General features: G+C 63.7%; 13 protein-coding genes. 7 read left to right on the top strand and 6 right to left on the bottom strand.

Annotation, left to right across the window (positions count from 1 at the left end):
- Window positions 1–6: 6 nt before the first annotated feature.
- Entirely contained in the window at window positions 7–978 is a 972-nt protein-coding gene (secF, locus tag J2X53_RS10605; protein ID WP_349037466.1) for a protein translocase subunit SecF, read from the top strand.
- A gap of 3 nt (window positions 979–981) precedes the next feature.
- Complete coding sequence (locus J2X53_RS10600) at window positions 982–1,350, top strand: Mth938-like domain-containing protein (protein WP_349037465.1); 369 nt, start codon at window positions 982–984, stop codon at window positions 1,348–1,350.
- Between the two features lie 62 nt (window positions 1,351–1,412).
- Here J2X53_RS10600 and J2X53_RS10595 read toward each other — a convergent pair whose 3' ends face one another.
- The 6 genes from J2X53_RS10595 to miaA all read right to left on the bottom strand — a co-directional run bounded on the left by J2X53_RS10595 (window position 1,413) and on the right by miaA (window position 9,823).
- Window positions 1,413–3,494 carry an ABC transporter ATP-binding protein gene (locus J2X53_RS10595; RefSeq protein WP_349037464.1) on the bottom strand — a complete coding sequence of 694 codons (2,082 nt, stop codon included), beginning with the start codon at window positions 3,492–3,494 and terminating at the stop codon, window positions 1,413–1,415.
- Between the two features lie 264 nt (window positions 3,495–3,758).
- Window positions 3,759–4,910, bottom strand: a complete 1,152-nt coding sequence (locus tag J2X53_RS10590; RefSeq protein WP_349037463.1) for an ABC transporter permease — start codon at window positions 4,908–4,910, stop codon at window positions 3,759–3,761.
- A 12-nt stretch (window positions 4,911–4,922) separates the two neighbouring features.
- Entirely contained in the window at window positions 4,923–6,008 is a 1,086-nt protein-coding gene (locus tag J2X53_RS10585) for an ABC transporter permease (RefSeq protein WP_349037462.1), read from the bottom strand.
- Between the two features lie 105 nt (window positions 6,009–6,113).
- Entirely contained in the window at window positions 6,114–7,742 is a 1,629-nt protein-coding gene (locus tag J2X53_RS10580; RefSeq protein WP_349037461.1) for an ABC transporter substrate-binding protein, read from the bottom strand.
- A gap of 277 nt (window positions 7,743–8,019) precedes the next feature.
- Window positions 8,020–8,817 (bottom strand): AraC family transcriptional regulator, encoded by a 798-nt coding sequence (locus J2X53_RS10575; RefSeq protein WP_349037460.1) that lies wholly within the window; start codon window positions 8,815–8,817, stop codon window positions 8,020–8,022.
- Between the two features lie 139 nt (window positions 8,818–8,956).
- The gene (gene miaA, locus J2X53_RS10570; RefSeq protein WP_349037459.1) at window positions 8,957–9,823 is read right to left on the bottom strand and encodes a tRNA (adenosine(37)-N6)-dimethylallyltransferase MiaA; all 867 of its coding nucleotides are present in this window, start codon (window positions 9,821–9,823) and stop codon (window positions 8,957–8,959) included.
- A gap of 187 nt (window positions 9,824–10,010) precedes the next feature.
- On the opposite strand from miaA, the gene pyrH reads away from it, so the two are divergent.
- From pyrH to dxr, 5 genes are all read left to right on the top strand, one after another.
- On the top strand, window positions 10,011–10,745 hold the full coding sequence (gene pyrH / locus J2X53_RS10565) for a UMP kinase (protein WP_349037458.1): 735 nt from the start codon (window positions 10,011–10,013) through the stop codon (window positions 10,743–10,745).
- Between the two features lie 121 nt (window positions 10,746–10,866).
- On the top strand, window positions 10,867–11,430 hold the full coding sequence (gene frr, locus J2X53_RS10560) for a ribosome recycling factor (protein ID WP_349037457.1): 564 nt from the start codon (window positions 10,867–10,869) through the stop codon (window positions 11,428–11,430).
- A gap of 105 nt (window positions 11,431–11,535) precedes the next feature.
- Window positions 11,536–12,276 (top strand): polyprenyl diphosphate synthase, encoded by a 741-nt coding sequence (gene uppS, locus J2X53_RS10555; RefSeq protein ID WP_349037456.1) that lies wholly within the window; start codon window positions 11,536–11,538, stop codon window positions 12,274–12,276.
- Window positions 12,273–13,073 (top strand): phosphatidate cytidylyltransferase, encoded by an 801-nt coding sequence (locus tag J2X53_RS10550; RefSeq protein ID WP_349037455.1) that lies wholly within the window; start codon window positions 12,273–12,275, stop codon window positions 13,071–13,073. Before uppS ends, J2X53_RS10550 begins: the two co-directional genes overlap by 4 nt.
- A gap of 5 nt (window positions 13,074–13,078) precedes the next feature.
- Complete coding sequence (gene dxr / locus J2X53_RS10545) at window positions 13,079–14,263, top strand: 1-deoxy-D-xylulose-5-phosphate reductoisomerase (RefSeq protein ID WP_349037454.1); 1,185 nt, start codon at window positions 13,079–13,081, stop codon at window positions 14,261–14,263.
- Window positions 14,264–14,272: the final 9 nt, after the last annotated feature.

Raw genomic sequence — 14,272 nt, 5'->3', positions numbered from 1 at the left:
AAGATCATGGCTTTTCGTCTGCGGCTTGCGCCCGAACACACCAATATCAACTTCTTTGCCTATCAGTGGGCGATGCTGGTTGCCTCCTGCGTGATGATCCTGGCCTCGATTGCGCTCTGGGCGGTGATGGGGCTGAACTTCGGCATCGACTTTCAGGGCGGCACCACGATCCGCACCGAAAGCAACCAGCCGGTCGATGTCGCGGCCTACCGCGCCGCGATGACCGGGCTGGAGCTGGGCGATGTGGCCATCACCGAGGTGTTCGACCCCAGCTTTGATGCCGATCAGTTCGTGGCTCAGGTCCGCATCGCCGCGCAGGACGGGTCCGAGGCGGTGACGCCGGAAACGATCCAGCTGGTCGAGGAGGCGCTGAAAACCGTCGATCCTTCGATCACCTTTCCGTCGGTGGAATCGGTCGGACCCAAGGTCTCGGGCGAGCTGATCTGGAGCGCCATTCTGGCGGTACTGGGCGCGTCGGGGGCGATCCTGATCTACATCTGGCTGCGGTTCGAATGGCAATATGCGGTGGGGGCGGTGGCGGCGCTGGTGCATGACATCATCATCACCATCGGGGTGTTTGCGCTGTTCCAGATCAAGTTCGATTTGGCCATCGTCGCGGCACTCCTGACCATTCTGGGCTATTCGATCAACGACACGGTGGTGATCTTTGACCGGCTGCGCGAGAATCTGGTCAAGTACAAGACCATGCCGCTGCGCGATGTAATGAACCTTTCGGCGAACGAGACGCTGTCGCGCACCCTGATGACCACCGGCACCACGCTGATCGCGCTGATCGCGATGCTGATCTTTGGCGGCGACGTGATCCGTGGCTTTGTGTTTGCCATCACCTTCGGCATCGTGATCGGCACCTATTCCTCGGTCTATATCGCCAAGAATCTGGTGCTGATGATCGGGCTGGACCGGACCGACAAGCCGAAAAAGGGCACGCCCGATGAATACGCTGACATTGACGCCTGAGCCATGCGCCTGACCGAAATCACCTATGGCACCGCAAAAGCCATCGACGGCTATGGCCCCGGATTTTTCCGGGTCGACGGCCATGTGCTGCGCGGGGCTTGCCTGATCACGCCCTGGGATGCCGGGCTCTGGGGCGGGTTTGACGATACCGAAACGCCGTTGTCACTGGCAGGCCGGATCGACGTGCTGTTCGTCGGCACCGGGGCTGAAATCGCCCACCCGCCCGCCGGTTTCCGCACCCTGCTGGAGGCGTCGGGCATCGGCGTTGAAGTCATGAACTCCCCCGCCGCCTGCCGCACCTATAACGTGCTGTTGTCCGAGGGCCGCCGCATCGCCGCCGCCCTGTTGCCGGTCCACAGCGTCAAGGGCTGACCGGCTGCCCGTTCATCTTGGCAAAAATACTCCCGCCGGAGGCTCCTGTCCTTGCCACCCGCCTATTCGGCGGCAATGGTGATCACCGGTTCCATCGCCGCCAGTTGCTCTTGGGACAGATGGCACTTGATCTGATGCCCGCCCGCCAGCACCTGTACCGGCGGCAGCACGGTTTCGCACAGGTTGCCGGGCACCTGGGTTTTCCAGCGGCAGCGGGTCTGGAACGGGCAGCCGGGGGGCGGGTTCATCGCGGAGGGAATATCCCCCTCCAGCACGATGCGGCGCTTTTTCACGCGGGTGTCGGCGATGGGCACGGCTGACAGTAGCGCCTCGGTATAGGGGTGGTAGGGTGGGGAGAACACCTGATCGGTGGTGCCGAGCTCGACCACATGGCCGAGGTACATCACCATCACCCGGTCTGACAGATAGCGCACGATGGACAGATCGTGGCTGATGAACAACAGCGTGGTGTGGTTCTCGCGCTGGATATCCATCAACAGATCAGTGACTGCGGCCTGCACCGAAACGTCGAGGGCCGAGACGGGTTCATCGGCCACCACCACCTTGGCGCCGCCGGCAAAGGCGCGCGCGATGCCGACGCGCTGCTTTTGCCCGCCCGACAGCTGGCGCGGCATCCGGTCAGCAAAGGCGCGTGGCAGTTTCACCATGTCGAGCAGGGTCAGCATCCGGTCTACCCGGTCGGCATCATCCTTGCCCTTCTGGAAAATCTCCAGCGCGCGGATGATCTGGCGACCGACGGTCATGCTGGGGTTCAGCGTGTCAAACGGGTTCTGGAACACCATCTGCAGTTTTGACACCGTATCGGTGTGGCGCGCCTGTATCGGCGTGTCCTGCACGTTTTCGTCAAACAGCATGATCTGGCCGCTGGTCGCGGTTTCCAGCCCCATCAGCACCTTTGCAAAGGTGGATTTGCCACAGCCCGATTCGCCGACGATGGCGAGGGTCTCGTTCTCATGCGCCTCGAAGCTGAGCGACTCATTGGCCTTGACCACCTTTTCCGCGCCGCCGCCAAAGGCTCCGGCAGAGACGGAATAGTATTTCTTCAGATCCTCCATCTTCAGCACCAGACGGCCGGGCGGCAGCTTTTCGGTAACCTTGCCGATCTTGGCGGGCGCGTCCCAGTCGATTTCGGACCAGCGCAGGCAGCGGGTGGCGTGGCGGTCGTGGCCTGGCACCGGCAGCATGGGAATCTCGCCCGCGTTGCACAATCCGTCGCGGAAATAGTCGCAGCGCGGGCCGAAATTGCAGCCTTTGGGCCGCTCATGCGGCAGCGGGAAATTGCCGGGAATGGCGATCAGCGGATGGGTGTTCTTGTCCGCGCCGGGCAGCGGGATCGAGCGGAACAGTGCCTGCGTATAGGGGTGGCGCATCTTGTCGAACACTTCGATCACATTGCCGGTCTCGACCGCCTCGCCGGAATACATCACGCAGAGCCGGTCGCAGACATCGAGGATCAGGCCGAGGTTGTGGCTGATGAACAGCATTGAGGTGCCGTATTTGGTGCCCAGATCCTTGACCAGATCGACGATCCCCGCCTCGACGGTCACATCCAGCGCGGTGGTCGGCTCATCGAGGATCAGCAGTGCCGGTTTGGCCATCAGCGCCATGGCAATCACGATGCGCTGCTGCTGGCCGCCCGACAGCTGGTGCGGATAGGCGCGCAGGATGCGGTCGGGGTCGGGCAGGCGGACATCGGCGATGATCTGGCGCGCGAGCTTCAGCGCGTCCGTGCGGGCCATGCCCTGATGGATCATCGGCACCTCGGCCAGCTGATCGCCGACGCGCATCGCCGGGTTCAGGCTGGCCATCGGCTCCTGATAGATCATCGCGATTTCCGAGCCACGGATCTGGCGCAACTCTTCTTCGGTCATTTGGGTCAGATCGCGGCCCTTGAACTTGATCGAGCCGGAAACGATGCGGCCGTTCTTGCCAAGGTCGCGCATCACGGCAAGGGCGACGGTGGATTTGCCGCACCCGGATTCGCCCACGAGGCCCATGGCTTCGCCCGGCATCACGGTGCAGGAAAAATCCATCACCGCCGGGATTTCACGCAGGCGGGTGAAGAAGGAAATCGAGAGGTTCTCGATTTCGAGGATGGGTTTGGAAGGGTCCCAGTCGGTCATATCGGACTCCAGAGGACTGAATAAAGTGATGAAATCGCAGTCAAGACCGCTGTGATCCCAGCAAATGCAGCGCCCCATTTATTGCGTGTAGCTGTTTTGGTCGCCCAGATTACTCCGGGTGCTACAACTTCTTTGTAGTTGTTCGGAGCAGTTGTCCCCCATCCAAGGTACTTCGGCGGAGGGACCAAAGCACTCGCCCACCAAAAGCCTGCAGCAATCAGAGCAGAAATGGCGGCGGCAACATTCAGGGATGTCGGTATCATATCAATCCCTCATGCTTTCTTCACGCAAGCCATCGGCGAGCAGGTTCAGGCCGAGAACAAGGCTCATCAGGGCAAGGGCGGGCACGACGGCGGGGTGGGGGTAGATCGACAACAGGCGGCGGCCATCGTCGATGGTGCTGCCCCAGTCGGGGGATTCTGGGCTGACGCCGAGGCCGAAGAAGCCGAGGGTGCCGAGGAGGATGGTGGTATAGCCGATGCGCAGGCAGAAATCGACGATCAGCGGCCCGCGCGCATTGGGCAGGATCTCCCACAGCATGATGTACCACGGGCCTTCGCCGCGGGTTTGCCCGGCGGCGACGTAATCGCGGGATTTCAGGTCCATCACGATGCCGCGCACGATGCGGAACACGGTGGGGGCGTTGACGAACACCACCGAGACAAAGACGTTCAGGAGGTTCGGGTCCATCGACCAGATGCCGGTTGGGTCCATGTTGAAGGCCAGCCCGGAATAGGCCCAAAGGCCGATGACCAGCGAGACGCCGACATAAAGGTTGCGCCGGGCCGGGGTGGTGAAATAGCGGCTGTTCAGGAGGACGCAGACAAAGATCACCGGGAACAGGAACAGCACGGCGGCCAGCACGATCGGCACGCCGGTGGAGCGGATTTCCGGCGTGACCAGCAGGTAGAACAGCAGGATCACCGGGAAAGCGAGGACCAGATTGGCGATGAAGCTGAGGCCGGTATCGAGCTTACCGCCAAAGTATCCGGCGGGCAGGCCAAGGGTGATGCCGACCATAAAGGCGATGACGGTGGCGGCGGGGGCAATCGTCAGCACCCGGCGTGCGCCCATCACCACCCGGCTGAACACGTCGCGGGCCAGATGATCGCCGCCCAGCAGATACCATTGATCGGTATCCGGCAGCGGCGTGCCGGGCAGGGCGTTCTTCAGCCCCGACAGCTGTGCAATCGGGTTGAAGGTGATGATCATGTCGGCGAAAATCGCCGTGAACACCCAGAACATCACGATGACAAAGCCGGTCATGCCGACGTTGGAGTCAAACAGCTTGCCATAGAGGCCAAGCCGGCGGCGGAACTGCAGCGACAGGGCGACGGTGACGATCAGCGCCGCCCAGACCGGCCAGAACTGCACGGCCATCTTGGCAAAGATCATCGGCCAGGAGAGGGGTTCCATATGCGTTATTCCTCAGCTGAGCCGGATGCGGGGGTTCAGGAACACATAGCCGATGTCAGAGATCAGCTGCGTCACGAGCACGACAAAGACCGCAACAACGGAACAGGCGAGCAGAAGCTGGATGTCGTTGTTGCCGGCGGCCTGGACCAGCGTCCAGCCGAAGCCTTTGTAATTGAACAGGGTCTCCACGATCACCACGCCGTTCAGCAGCCAGGGAAACTGCAGCATGATCACGGTAAACGGCGCAATCAGCGCGTTGCGCAGCGCGTGTTTCAGGATCACCTGATGAAAGGCCACGCCCTTGAGCCGCGCGGTGCGGATGTATTGCTGGGTCATCACCTCGGTCATCGACGCCCGTGTCATCCGGGCGATATAGCCGATGCCGTAGAGCGCGATGGTCATCACCGGCAGGGCGAAGTTCCAGAAGGTGATCTTGTCGATTGCGCTTGTGGCGGTGCCCAGAAACAGCGTGCGCCCCTCGATCCAGCCCCAGTCGGCGAGGATGGGCGAGATGCCGGTGGTGGCCGAGGCAAAGATCACCACCAGGATCACGCCCGAGACATATTCCGGTGTGGCGGTGGTGGCGATGGCAAAGGTCGAGAGCACCCGGTCGGTGCGGCTGCCTTCGCGCATGCCTGACAGGACACCGATGATCAGCGACACCGGCACCATCACCAGCATCACCCAGAGCATCAGCCAGGCGGTCGAGGACAGCTTTTCCGAGACGGTCTTGATCACCGGCTCGCGGAACACGGTAGAGGTGCCCCAGTCGCCCTGCAGGATGCCGCAGAACCGCGGCGCGGTGTCGGTCGTCAGAGCCCCCTGAATGCAGCGCCCGCGTGTCACCCCAGTGCCATCGGTGCGGACCCAGCCGGGGGCGACGCCAAGCCATTGGCCGTAGCGCATCACCATCGACCCGCCGTGGCCATTGTTTTCGATCCAGGACAGCACCGCGTCATCGCTCATGCGGACCGAGCCTTCGGTCCGCGCCAGCTTTTCGAGGTTGGGGGCAAGGTTGGTCAGGCAGAACACGACGAAACTGAGCGTCAGAGCAGTCAGTATCATCACGCCGACCCGGCGCAGCAGAAACGGCAGCATGGCTTTATCCTTCCCTTGCAGGGGCAGCAAAGGGTGGCGTTGCGAGGAGTGGCTGAGCGGGGAAGGCGGACTGCGGCACAGGTGCCGCAGTCCCTTTGGTGCGGATCAGGCCAGCGACCACTTGTAATGGTGGTGCTCGAACGACGGGTGCATGTCGATGTTCACCCCGTCACGCGCATGCCGGTAGAGCGAGCGCCAGAACGGCTGGATGATATAGCCCTCGTCCTGCAGAATGGTTTCCAGCGTCACCATCACCTCGCGCCGGGCATCGGCATCGGCCAGCGACAGCGCTTTGGTCATCGCCGCGTCAAACTCCGGGTTGGCCATGCCGGTTTCGTTCCACGAGCCGGTGGAGGTATAGGCCAGGCTCATGTTCTGCACCGCCAGCGGGCGGTGGTTCCATGTGGTGGAGGAGAACGGGTATTTCTGCCAGTCGTTCCAGAACGTTGACCCCGGCATCACCGTGCGCTTGATATTGGCGCCTGCGTCACGCAATTGCGCGGCCACAGCATCGGTCGAGGCAGCTTCCCAGCCATCATCGAGCGAGATCAGCTCGAATTCGGTGTCAAGCATGCCAGCCGCTTCCAGCGCGGCTTTCAGCCCGGCCGGGTCGATGGTCTGCTTCGGGATTTCGGCATATTCCGGGTGAACCGGGCAGGCATGGTGGTTTTCGGCGGTGGTGCCCAGACCGTTGTAGCCCAGTTCCAGCACGACCGCCGGATCGACGGCTTTCTGGATCGCCTGACGGATGGCTTTGTCCTTGTACAGATCGCCATTGGCCGAGTTCATCCGCATCACGATGGTCGAGGCCGTCACCGCTTCCAGCTTGTTCCAGCCAAGGCCGTCCAGCACGTCGATGAATTCGCCGTTGGTTTCGTAGTTGCAGTCGATCTCGTCAGAACCTGCAAGCGCCACCATGGCGGCAGGATCGGTGCCGAAGTCGATGTAGTGGATTTCATCCAGCGGGACGGTGCCGCCCCACCAGGTATGGTCTGCGTTGCGGGCCAGAATGGCGCGCTGGCCGACCGCCACTTCGCGTGGCAGGTAGGGGCCGGTGCCGATCGGGTTGGCCGAAGGGTCAGAGCCATCGACATAAGACGAATGCAACACAGCCGCCGGGTAATCCGACAGGTTGGCAATCACGGCCACGTCAGACTCCGACATCAGCAGTTGAACGGTCATGTCATCGACCTTGACCACCGCGCCGTCGCGCAGCGATTTGGTGCCCTCATCGACCAGACCCAGGAAGCGCGAGGCCATGGCATTGCCCTCGGCCGCGCCATCGGTCCAGCGGGTGAACATGCGCACCACGTCATCGGCGGTAAAGGCGTCGCCGTTGTTCCAGGTCACGCCGGGGCGAACCTTGAGCGTGTATTGGGTGGCGTCTTCATTCGCCTCCCACGATTCCAGCAAGCGGCCTTCAAATGTGCCGTCGGGGTTGTACTGCACCAGATATTCCAGCCAGCCACGATAAACGTTAGCGATATGCGGCCAGTCGGCGGTGCGCGGGTCTTTCTGCGCCTTCACCTCCATGCCGACACGCAAAATGCCGCCGGTCTTGGCCTCTTGCGCCTGTGCCGGGGCCTCAAGGCCCAGCAGGGCATAAGCGGCGGGCGCGGTGATGCCCAGAGCGGTGGCGCGGGTCAGAAATTCGCGGCGGCTGAGCTTGCCGGCGCGCACCTCGCTGGCAAGCGTGGTCGCGGCCGGATGAAGCATCTCGGTCTTGTCGGTCATCTTATGTCTCCCTGATGGCAGTCCCATCATTATGTCGTTTTTCACGATTGCGCCGGGCTTGGCCCCATGGGGACATGACCAGTCTGTTCTTACCCGGCACAGGCAGAATTACGCCGGGGCATTGGCCCCATTGCGCAATACTTTGCTTCTTGCGTCAACGCCCGAAGTCGCTCTTTTGTCGCGCAAAAACGACATCGTGTCGACCATCTGGCGGACATTTTCCGGACCAATGGCCGGATTGAACGGTGCAACCGCCGGAATTATGGCCGGACCGATCTCAGATCTCGCGGCGGAACGCGGTGGGCGAGCGCCCGGTCAGATGCTGGAACGAGCGTGTAAAATAGGCGGGAGAGGTAAACCCCAGCGCTTCGCCGATGCGGGCGACCGGTAACTTGGTTTCGGCAAGCATCCGGCGGGCCTCAAAAATGCGGCGGTCCTGCAGCACTTCGATCGCAGAGCGCCCACAGGTAAGGCGGCAACAGCGGGTCAGGTGGGTGGGGGTCACGCCAAGGGCCGCGGCAAAGGCGCCGACCCCGGTGCCCTTGCGGAACTCCTGTTCCAGCAGGGCGGTGTAGCGCTCGACCAGACGGCGGGCGGCATCGGGCTTGGGCGTCTCTGGCGCGGCCTTGACCGCCTGACGCTCCAGCCAGACGCCCAGCAACCCAAGGTAGTGCCGGGTGGCGCGGTCATGGGCGGGGATGTCGCTGTCCATCTCGCGTTGCAGCGAATCGAGAATCACATTGATCTCTTGCTGGGCATGCACTTCGCGGATGCGCAGGTGCTGCGCGGTCTCGGGCAGGGTCACCGTGGTGTCGCGGCCAAAGAACACCGCCGTGCCAAAGACTTGCGGCCCGACCTCAAACCCGTGCATCACACCCGGTGGGATGAACACCGCATTGTGTGCCGTATAGCCCCGGGTGGCACCGGCGATGGTGATCCGGCCCTGTCCTTTGGTGAACCACAAAAACATCGGTTCCGAGATGGCGCGCATCGCTTCGACCCGCCAGCGCCCGCCAGAGGCGAGCCGGGGGATGGCAGTCACACGCAGTTGGGATAGGGCGCTAAGGTCGTTCATGGCGTCCTGCTCGGTTGGGGCTGGGGACAGATAAACAGCCCATGCCCGGCAACCCAAGCAGAAATGTGACCTTCTCCACAGATCCGATGCCCGCCTGTGGATAACTTGCATCGCTCTGGCTCGGCCAGAGCGTGGAATTTCAGGGCAACGGGCGCGGTGTCCAGTCGCGCATCCGGTTGCGGAACCAGGTCCGCTGGCGCTTGGCATATTGGCGGCTGGCAAGCTTTGCCGCCACTGTGGCCGCATCAAGCGCCATCTCGCCCCGCAGATGCGCGATCAGCTCGGGCGCGCCGATGGCCCGCGCCGAGGGGCGGTTTTCCTGCCAGTGCGGCAGCTCGGCCCGCGCCTCCTCCAGCGCGCCCGCCGCCAGCATCAGATCGAATCGCCGGTCGATGCGGGCGTTCAGCCAGCCGACATCGGGGCGCAGCACCAGTGCCTCGGCCCTGTCGCGCGGCACCAGCGGCGCCGGGGTGTCGGCCTGCCAGGCGGCCAGGCCGCGCCCGGTGGTGCGCAGCACCTCCCAGGCGCGCTGCACCCGCGCCGGATTGGCCAGATCAATCCGCGCCGCCGTCTCTGCATCCAGCCCCGCCACCATCGCCGCCAGATCGCCCATGCGCAGCGCATCACCCTCGGCCCGCACCTGCGCCGGAATCTCCGGCACCTCGGCCAGGCCTTCGGTCAGCGCCAGAAAATACAGGCCGGTGCCGCCGACAATCACCACCGGCTGCTCAAGATACGCCCGCACCTCGCGCAGCCAGTGCCCGACGGAATAGGCCTCGTCCCGCCCGACATGGCCATAAAGCGCGTGCGGCAGCGCCACCTCTTCCGCGACCGAGGGCCGCGCTGTCAGCAGCCGCCAGCAGGCATAAACCTGCAAGGCATCGGCATTCACGATCACCCGCGCGTCGCGCGCGGCCAGCTCCATCGCCAGTGCCGACTTGCCGCTGGCGGTCGGGCCTGCGATCAGCACCGGGGCTTCGCGCGATATGTCAGCCAATCCGCTCATCTGTCTGCGCCCGTTCATCTTGGTAAAAGTACTCCACGGGGGTCGCCATTGGTGCGCCATTGGTTCAAGCCCAATGGCGACGGGTGTGAAACCCCCGCTCCGACGCCTGTCACAGGTTGAACCCGCCGCCGTTTTGCGACAGTTTGCGCCGCAGTCCAATTGCAAAAACGAACCACGGGGAAAGCCCATGACCATAGCGACCCTAGATGGCGCAGTTAAATACAACCGCGTGATGCTGAAAATCTCGGGTGAGGCGTTGATGGGGGATCTGGGCTATGGCCTGCATCCGCCCACGGTGGAGCGTGTGGCGCGCGAGATCAAGGCGGTGCATGATCTGGGCGTCGAGATCTGCATGGTGATCGGCGGCGGCAACATCTTTCGCGGCCTGCAAGGTTCTGCGCAGGGGATGGAGCGGACGACGGCCGATTACATGGGGATGCTCGCCACGGTGATGAACGCGCTGGCCATGCAGGCGGCGCTCGAATCGCTGGGGGTGTATACCCGCGTCATCAGCGCCATTCCGATGGATCAGGTCTGTGAGCCCTATATCCGCCGCCGCGCGGTGCGGCACCTTGAGAAAAAGCGGGTCTGCATCTTTGCCGCAGGCACCGGCAACCCCTATTTCACCACCGACACCGCTGCGGCGTTGCGGGCATCGGAAATGGCCTGTGAGGCGATCTTCATGGGCAAGAACGTCGATGGCATCTACGACAGCGACCCCAAGATCAACCCCGATGCCAAGCGCTACGGTGACATCACCTACGATGATGTTCTGCAGCGCAACCTCAAGGTGATGGATGCCTCTGCCATTGCGCTGTGCCGCGACAACCGGATGCCGCTGGTGGTGTTTGCCCTGTCCGAGCCGGGCGGGTTTCAGGGGATCATGGCCGGGCGCGGCACCTACACCATCGTGCATGACTGATCCTTGCCGCCCGCGTGGCCCGGTGTGAGCCGGGGCTATACCCATGCGCCGGCTTCGATTATAGACGGGAAAAACGCCCGCCGGGCAGGGACCGGCCGGGCGCTGACGAAGGAATGAACCTATGGCTGACGATTTCGAACTGGATACCGACGATCTTTCCCGCCGGATGGATGGCGCGATCAACGCGCTGCGCACCGAATTTGCAAGCCTGCGCACCGGGCGCGCCTCGGGCTCGATGCTGGAGCCTATTCAGGTTGACGCTTACGGCCAGATGACACCGATCAACCAGCTGGGCACGGTCAACGTGCCGGAACCGCGGATGGTCACCATCAACGTCTGGGACAAGGCCATGGTCAACAAGGTGGAAAAGGCGATCCGCGAGTCAGGGCTGGGCATCAACCCACAGACCAATGGCACCATCATCATGCTGCCGATCCCCGAACTGAACGAACAGCGCCGCAAGGAACTGACCAAGGTGGCGGCGGGGTATGCCGAACATGCCCGTGTCGCAGTGCGCAACCTGCGCCGGGACGGGATGGACCAGATCAAGAAGGCCAAGAATGATGGGCTTTCGGAAGACGATGTCAAGTTCTGGGAATCAGAGGTGCAGGACATGACAGACAAGTATATCAAGCTGGTGGACCAGACGCTTGAGGGCAAGCAAGCCGAGATCATGCAGGTCTGATCCCGTGGACCGGACCCCGGGTTTTTTCGCCCGGCGCGACAGATGACATTGTTTTTCCACTCCGGGCGGCGCTGCCCGGAGGAATTTTGAAAAAAGGGACAGCGCTTGGCTTCGACCGACACGGCAGATCACAAGCAGCCCCGCCCGGCGGAACATGTGGCCATCATCATGGATGGCAACGGTCGCTGGGCCACCAACCGGGGCTGGCCGCGCCTGGTCGGGCATCGCAAGGGGGCAGAGCGGGTCAAGGAAATCGTGCGCTGCGCCCCCGATCTGGGCATCCGCTGGCTGACGATTTACGCGTTTTCGACTGAAAACTGGAAACGCTCCACCGAAGAGGTGGTGGGGCTGATGTCGATTTTCGCCCGCTATATCGAGCGCGAGGCTGACCGGCTGGCCGCCGAAGGCGTGCGGATGCGGTTCATCGGCGACCGCTCGCCGCTGAACCCCAAACTGCGCAAGCTGATGGACGGGATCGAGACCCGCACGGCGGGTTTTACCCGGCTGAACCTGACGGTGGCGATCAATTACGGCGGGCGTGACGAGCTGACCCGGGCGATGCGCGGCATCGCGGCGGATGTGGCCGAGGGGCGGGTGGCGCCAGATACGGTCACCGATGCGCTGATCGGCTCGCGGCTGGATACCGCGGATCTGCCCGACCCCGATCTGGTGATCCGCACCAGCGGTGAAACCCGGACCTCGAACTATCTGATCTGGCAGACGGCCTATGCCGAATATGAATTCACGCCAACGCTGTGGCCGGATTTCTCGCCGGCTGAACTGGCGCAGATCCTGTCGCGCTTTGGCAACCGCGAGCGCAGATTTGGCGGGGTCGCAACCGGATGACCGAGGCGATTGCCCGCTGGGGAGATCTGAAAAAGCGCGCCATATCAGCGCTGTTCATGCTGGTGGTCGGCGCCGGAGAGCTGTGGCTGGGTGGCACACCGTTTTCGCTTTTGGTGATCGCGCTGACCGGGGTGATGTTCTGGGAACTGGCCAACATGACCGCGCCGGGGCGCAAGGGCACGCCGGTGGCGATGGGGCTGGTGGCCGCCGCCTGTCTGGCCGGGGCCGAGCTGTTCCGCGATGATCTGGCATCGACCCTGCTGATCCTGCCGGGGCTGGCGCTGGCGCTGACGCCGCGCCGGGACCGGCGGATTGCCACGGTGTATGGCATTGCGATCATGGTCGCAGGCTACGGTCTGATCGAGCTGCGCAGCCCCGGGGTGCCGGCGATCCTGTGGCTGGTGGCGATTGTGATCGTGTCGGATGTGATGGGCTATTTTGTCGGGCGGATCATGGGCGGGCCAAAGTTCTGGCCCGCGATCAGCCCGAAAAAAACCTGGTCGGGCACGGTGGCGGGCTGGGTTGGCGCGCTTGCGGTGTCGCTGGTGTTTGTCGCCACCGGCCATGCGCCGTGGCAGGCGGTGGTGCTGGCCCCCTTTGCCGCCTTTGCCGGGCAGTTGGGCGATATTGCCGAAAGCTGGATCAAACGGCGGTCGGGGGTCAAGGATTCCTCGGGGCTGATTCCCGGTCATGGCGGGTTTCTCGACCGCTTTGACGCGCTGATCGGGGCCGTGGTGCTGATCATGCTGCTGGGGCTGTTCACGTCCTTGCCGATGCCCGCGCCGTTGGGGGGCTGAGGGCGGTGCGCAGCATTTCGATCTTTGGCGCGACCGGCTCGGTCGGGGAAAGCACCTTTGACCTGATCTGCCGGGCGGGCGGGGCAGGGGCGTTCCGCACCGTGGCGCTGACCGGCGGGCGCAATGTCGCGCGGCTGGCCGAGATGGCGCGGGTGTTGCAGGCCGAAATTGCAGTCTGTTCCGATGAGAGCTGCCTGCCCGCGCTGCGCGACGCTCTGGCCGGGACGGGGATCGAGACGGCGGCGGGGGATGCGGCGATTGCCGACGCCGCCGACCGGCCTGCCGACTGGGTGATGAGCGCGATTGTGGGCGCGGCTGGCCTGGTGCCGGGCCTGCGCGCCCTGCGCCATGGCCGCACGCTGGCACTGGCCAACAAGGAAAGTCTGGTCACCGCCGGGCCCTTGCTGATGGCGACCGCAGCGGCGCATGGCGCGCAGATCCTGCCGGTCGACTCTGAGCATTCGGCGATCTTTCAGGGGCTGGTCGGTGAAGACATCGCTTGCGTCGAGCGGATCATCCTGACCGCCTCGGGCGGTGCGTTGCGCGACTGGCCGATGGCGGCGCTTGCGCGCGCCACGGTGGCCGAGGCTTTGGCGCATCCGAACTGGGCGATGGGGCAAAGGATCACCATCGATTCGGCGTCGATGTTCAACAAGGCGTTGGAAGTCATTGAAACCCGCGAATATTTCGGGATCAACCCGGATCAGATCGAGGTGATCATCCACCCGGAATCGCTGATCCATGCGCTGGTCGGGTTTCAGGATGGCGCGATCATGGCGCATATGGGCGCGCCCGACATGCGCCATGCCATCGGCTACGCCCTGAACTGGCCCCAACGCGCGCCCTTGCCGGTCGCGCGGCTGGATCTGGCGCAGATCGCCACGCTGAGCTTTCGCGCGCCCGACCTGAACCGCTACCCCGCGCTGCGGCTCTGCCGCGATGTGATGGCCGCGCGCGGGCTGGCGGGGGCGGTGTTCAACGCCGCCAAGGAAATCGCGCTGGACCAGTTTCTGGCGGGGCAGATCGGGTTCATGGATATGGCGGGGGTGGTGGAAAGCACGCTTGCCCGCGTTATGCCGGAGATGTGCCTTGAATCCGACGTGATGACCCTTGAGGACATCCTGAGCGCAGACCATCTTGCGCGGGTGCGGGCGGTTGAGGCGGGATCGGCTCTGGCAGCAACGCGCTAAACCTGACAT

The organism is Pseudotabrizicola sp. 4114 (assembly GCF_031457365.1).
Lineage (GTDB): Bacteria > Pseudomonadota > Alphaproteobacteria > Rhodobacterales > Rhodobacteraceae > Pseudotabrizicola.
Note: the sequence above shows the minus strand (reverse complement) of the source record. Positions and strands in the feature narration are given on the sequence as shown.

What these genes read in the sequence shown, in the direction of transcription:
- miaA (WP_349037459.1), bottom strand. Translation starts at nt 9,823, where the DNA reads ATGAGCGGATTGGCTGACATATCGCGCGAAGCCCCGGTGCTGATCGCA.
- J2X53_RS10580 (WP_349037461.1), bottom strand. Translation starts at nt 7,742, where the DNA reads ATGACCGACAAGACCGAGATGCTTCATCCGGCCGCGACCACGCTTGCC.
- J2X53_RS10600 (WP_349037465.1), top strand. Translation starts at nt 982, where the DNA reads ATGCGCCTGACCGAAATCACCTATGGCACCGCAAAAGCCATCGACGGC.
- J2X53_RS10595 (WP_349037464.1), bottom strand. Translation starts at nt 3,494, where the DNA reads ATGACCGACTGGGACCCTTCCAAACCCATCCTCGAAATCGAGAACCTC.
- J2X53_RS10550 (WP_349037455.1), top strand. Translation starts at nt 12,273, where the DNA reads ATGACCGAGGCGATTGCCCGCTGGGGAGATCTGAAAAAGCGCGCCATA.
- J2X53_RS10585 (WP_349037462.1), bottom strand. Translation starts at nt 6,008, where the DNA reads ATGCTGCCGTTTCTGCTGCGCCGGGTCGGCGTGATGATACTGACTGCT.
- J2X53_RS10590 (WP_349037463.1), bottom strand. Translation starts at nt 4,910, where the DNA reads ATGGAACCCCTCTCCTGGCCGATGATCTTTGCCAAGATGGCCGTGCAG.
- frr (WP_349037457.1), top strand. Translation starts at nt 10,867, where the DNA reads ATGGCTGACGATTTCGAACTGGATACCGACGATCTTTCCCGCCGGATG.
- pyrH (WP_349037458.1), top strand. Translation starts at nt 10,011, where the DNA reads ATGACCATAGCGACCCTAGATGGCGCAGTTAAATACAACCGCGTGATG.
- secF (WP_349037466.1), top strand. Translation starts at nt 7, where the DNA reads ATGGCTTTTCGTCTGCGGCTTGCGCCCGAACACACCAATATCAACTTC.
- J2X53_RS10575 (WP_349037460.1), bottom strand. Translation starts at nt 8,817, where the DNA reads ATGAACGACCTTAGCGCCCTATCCCAACTGCGTGTGACTGCCATCCCC.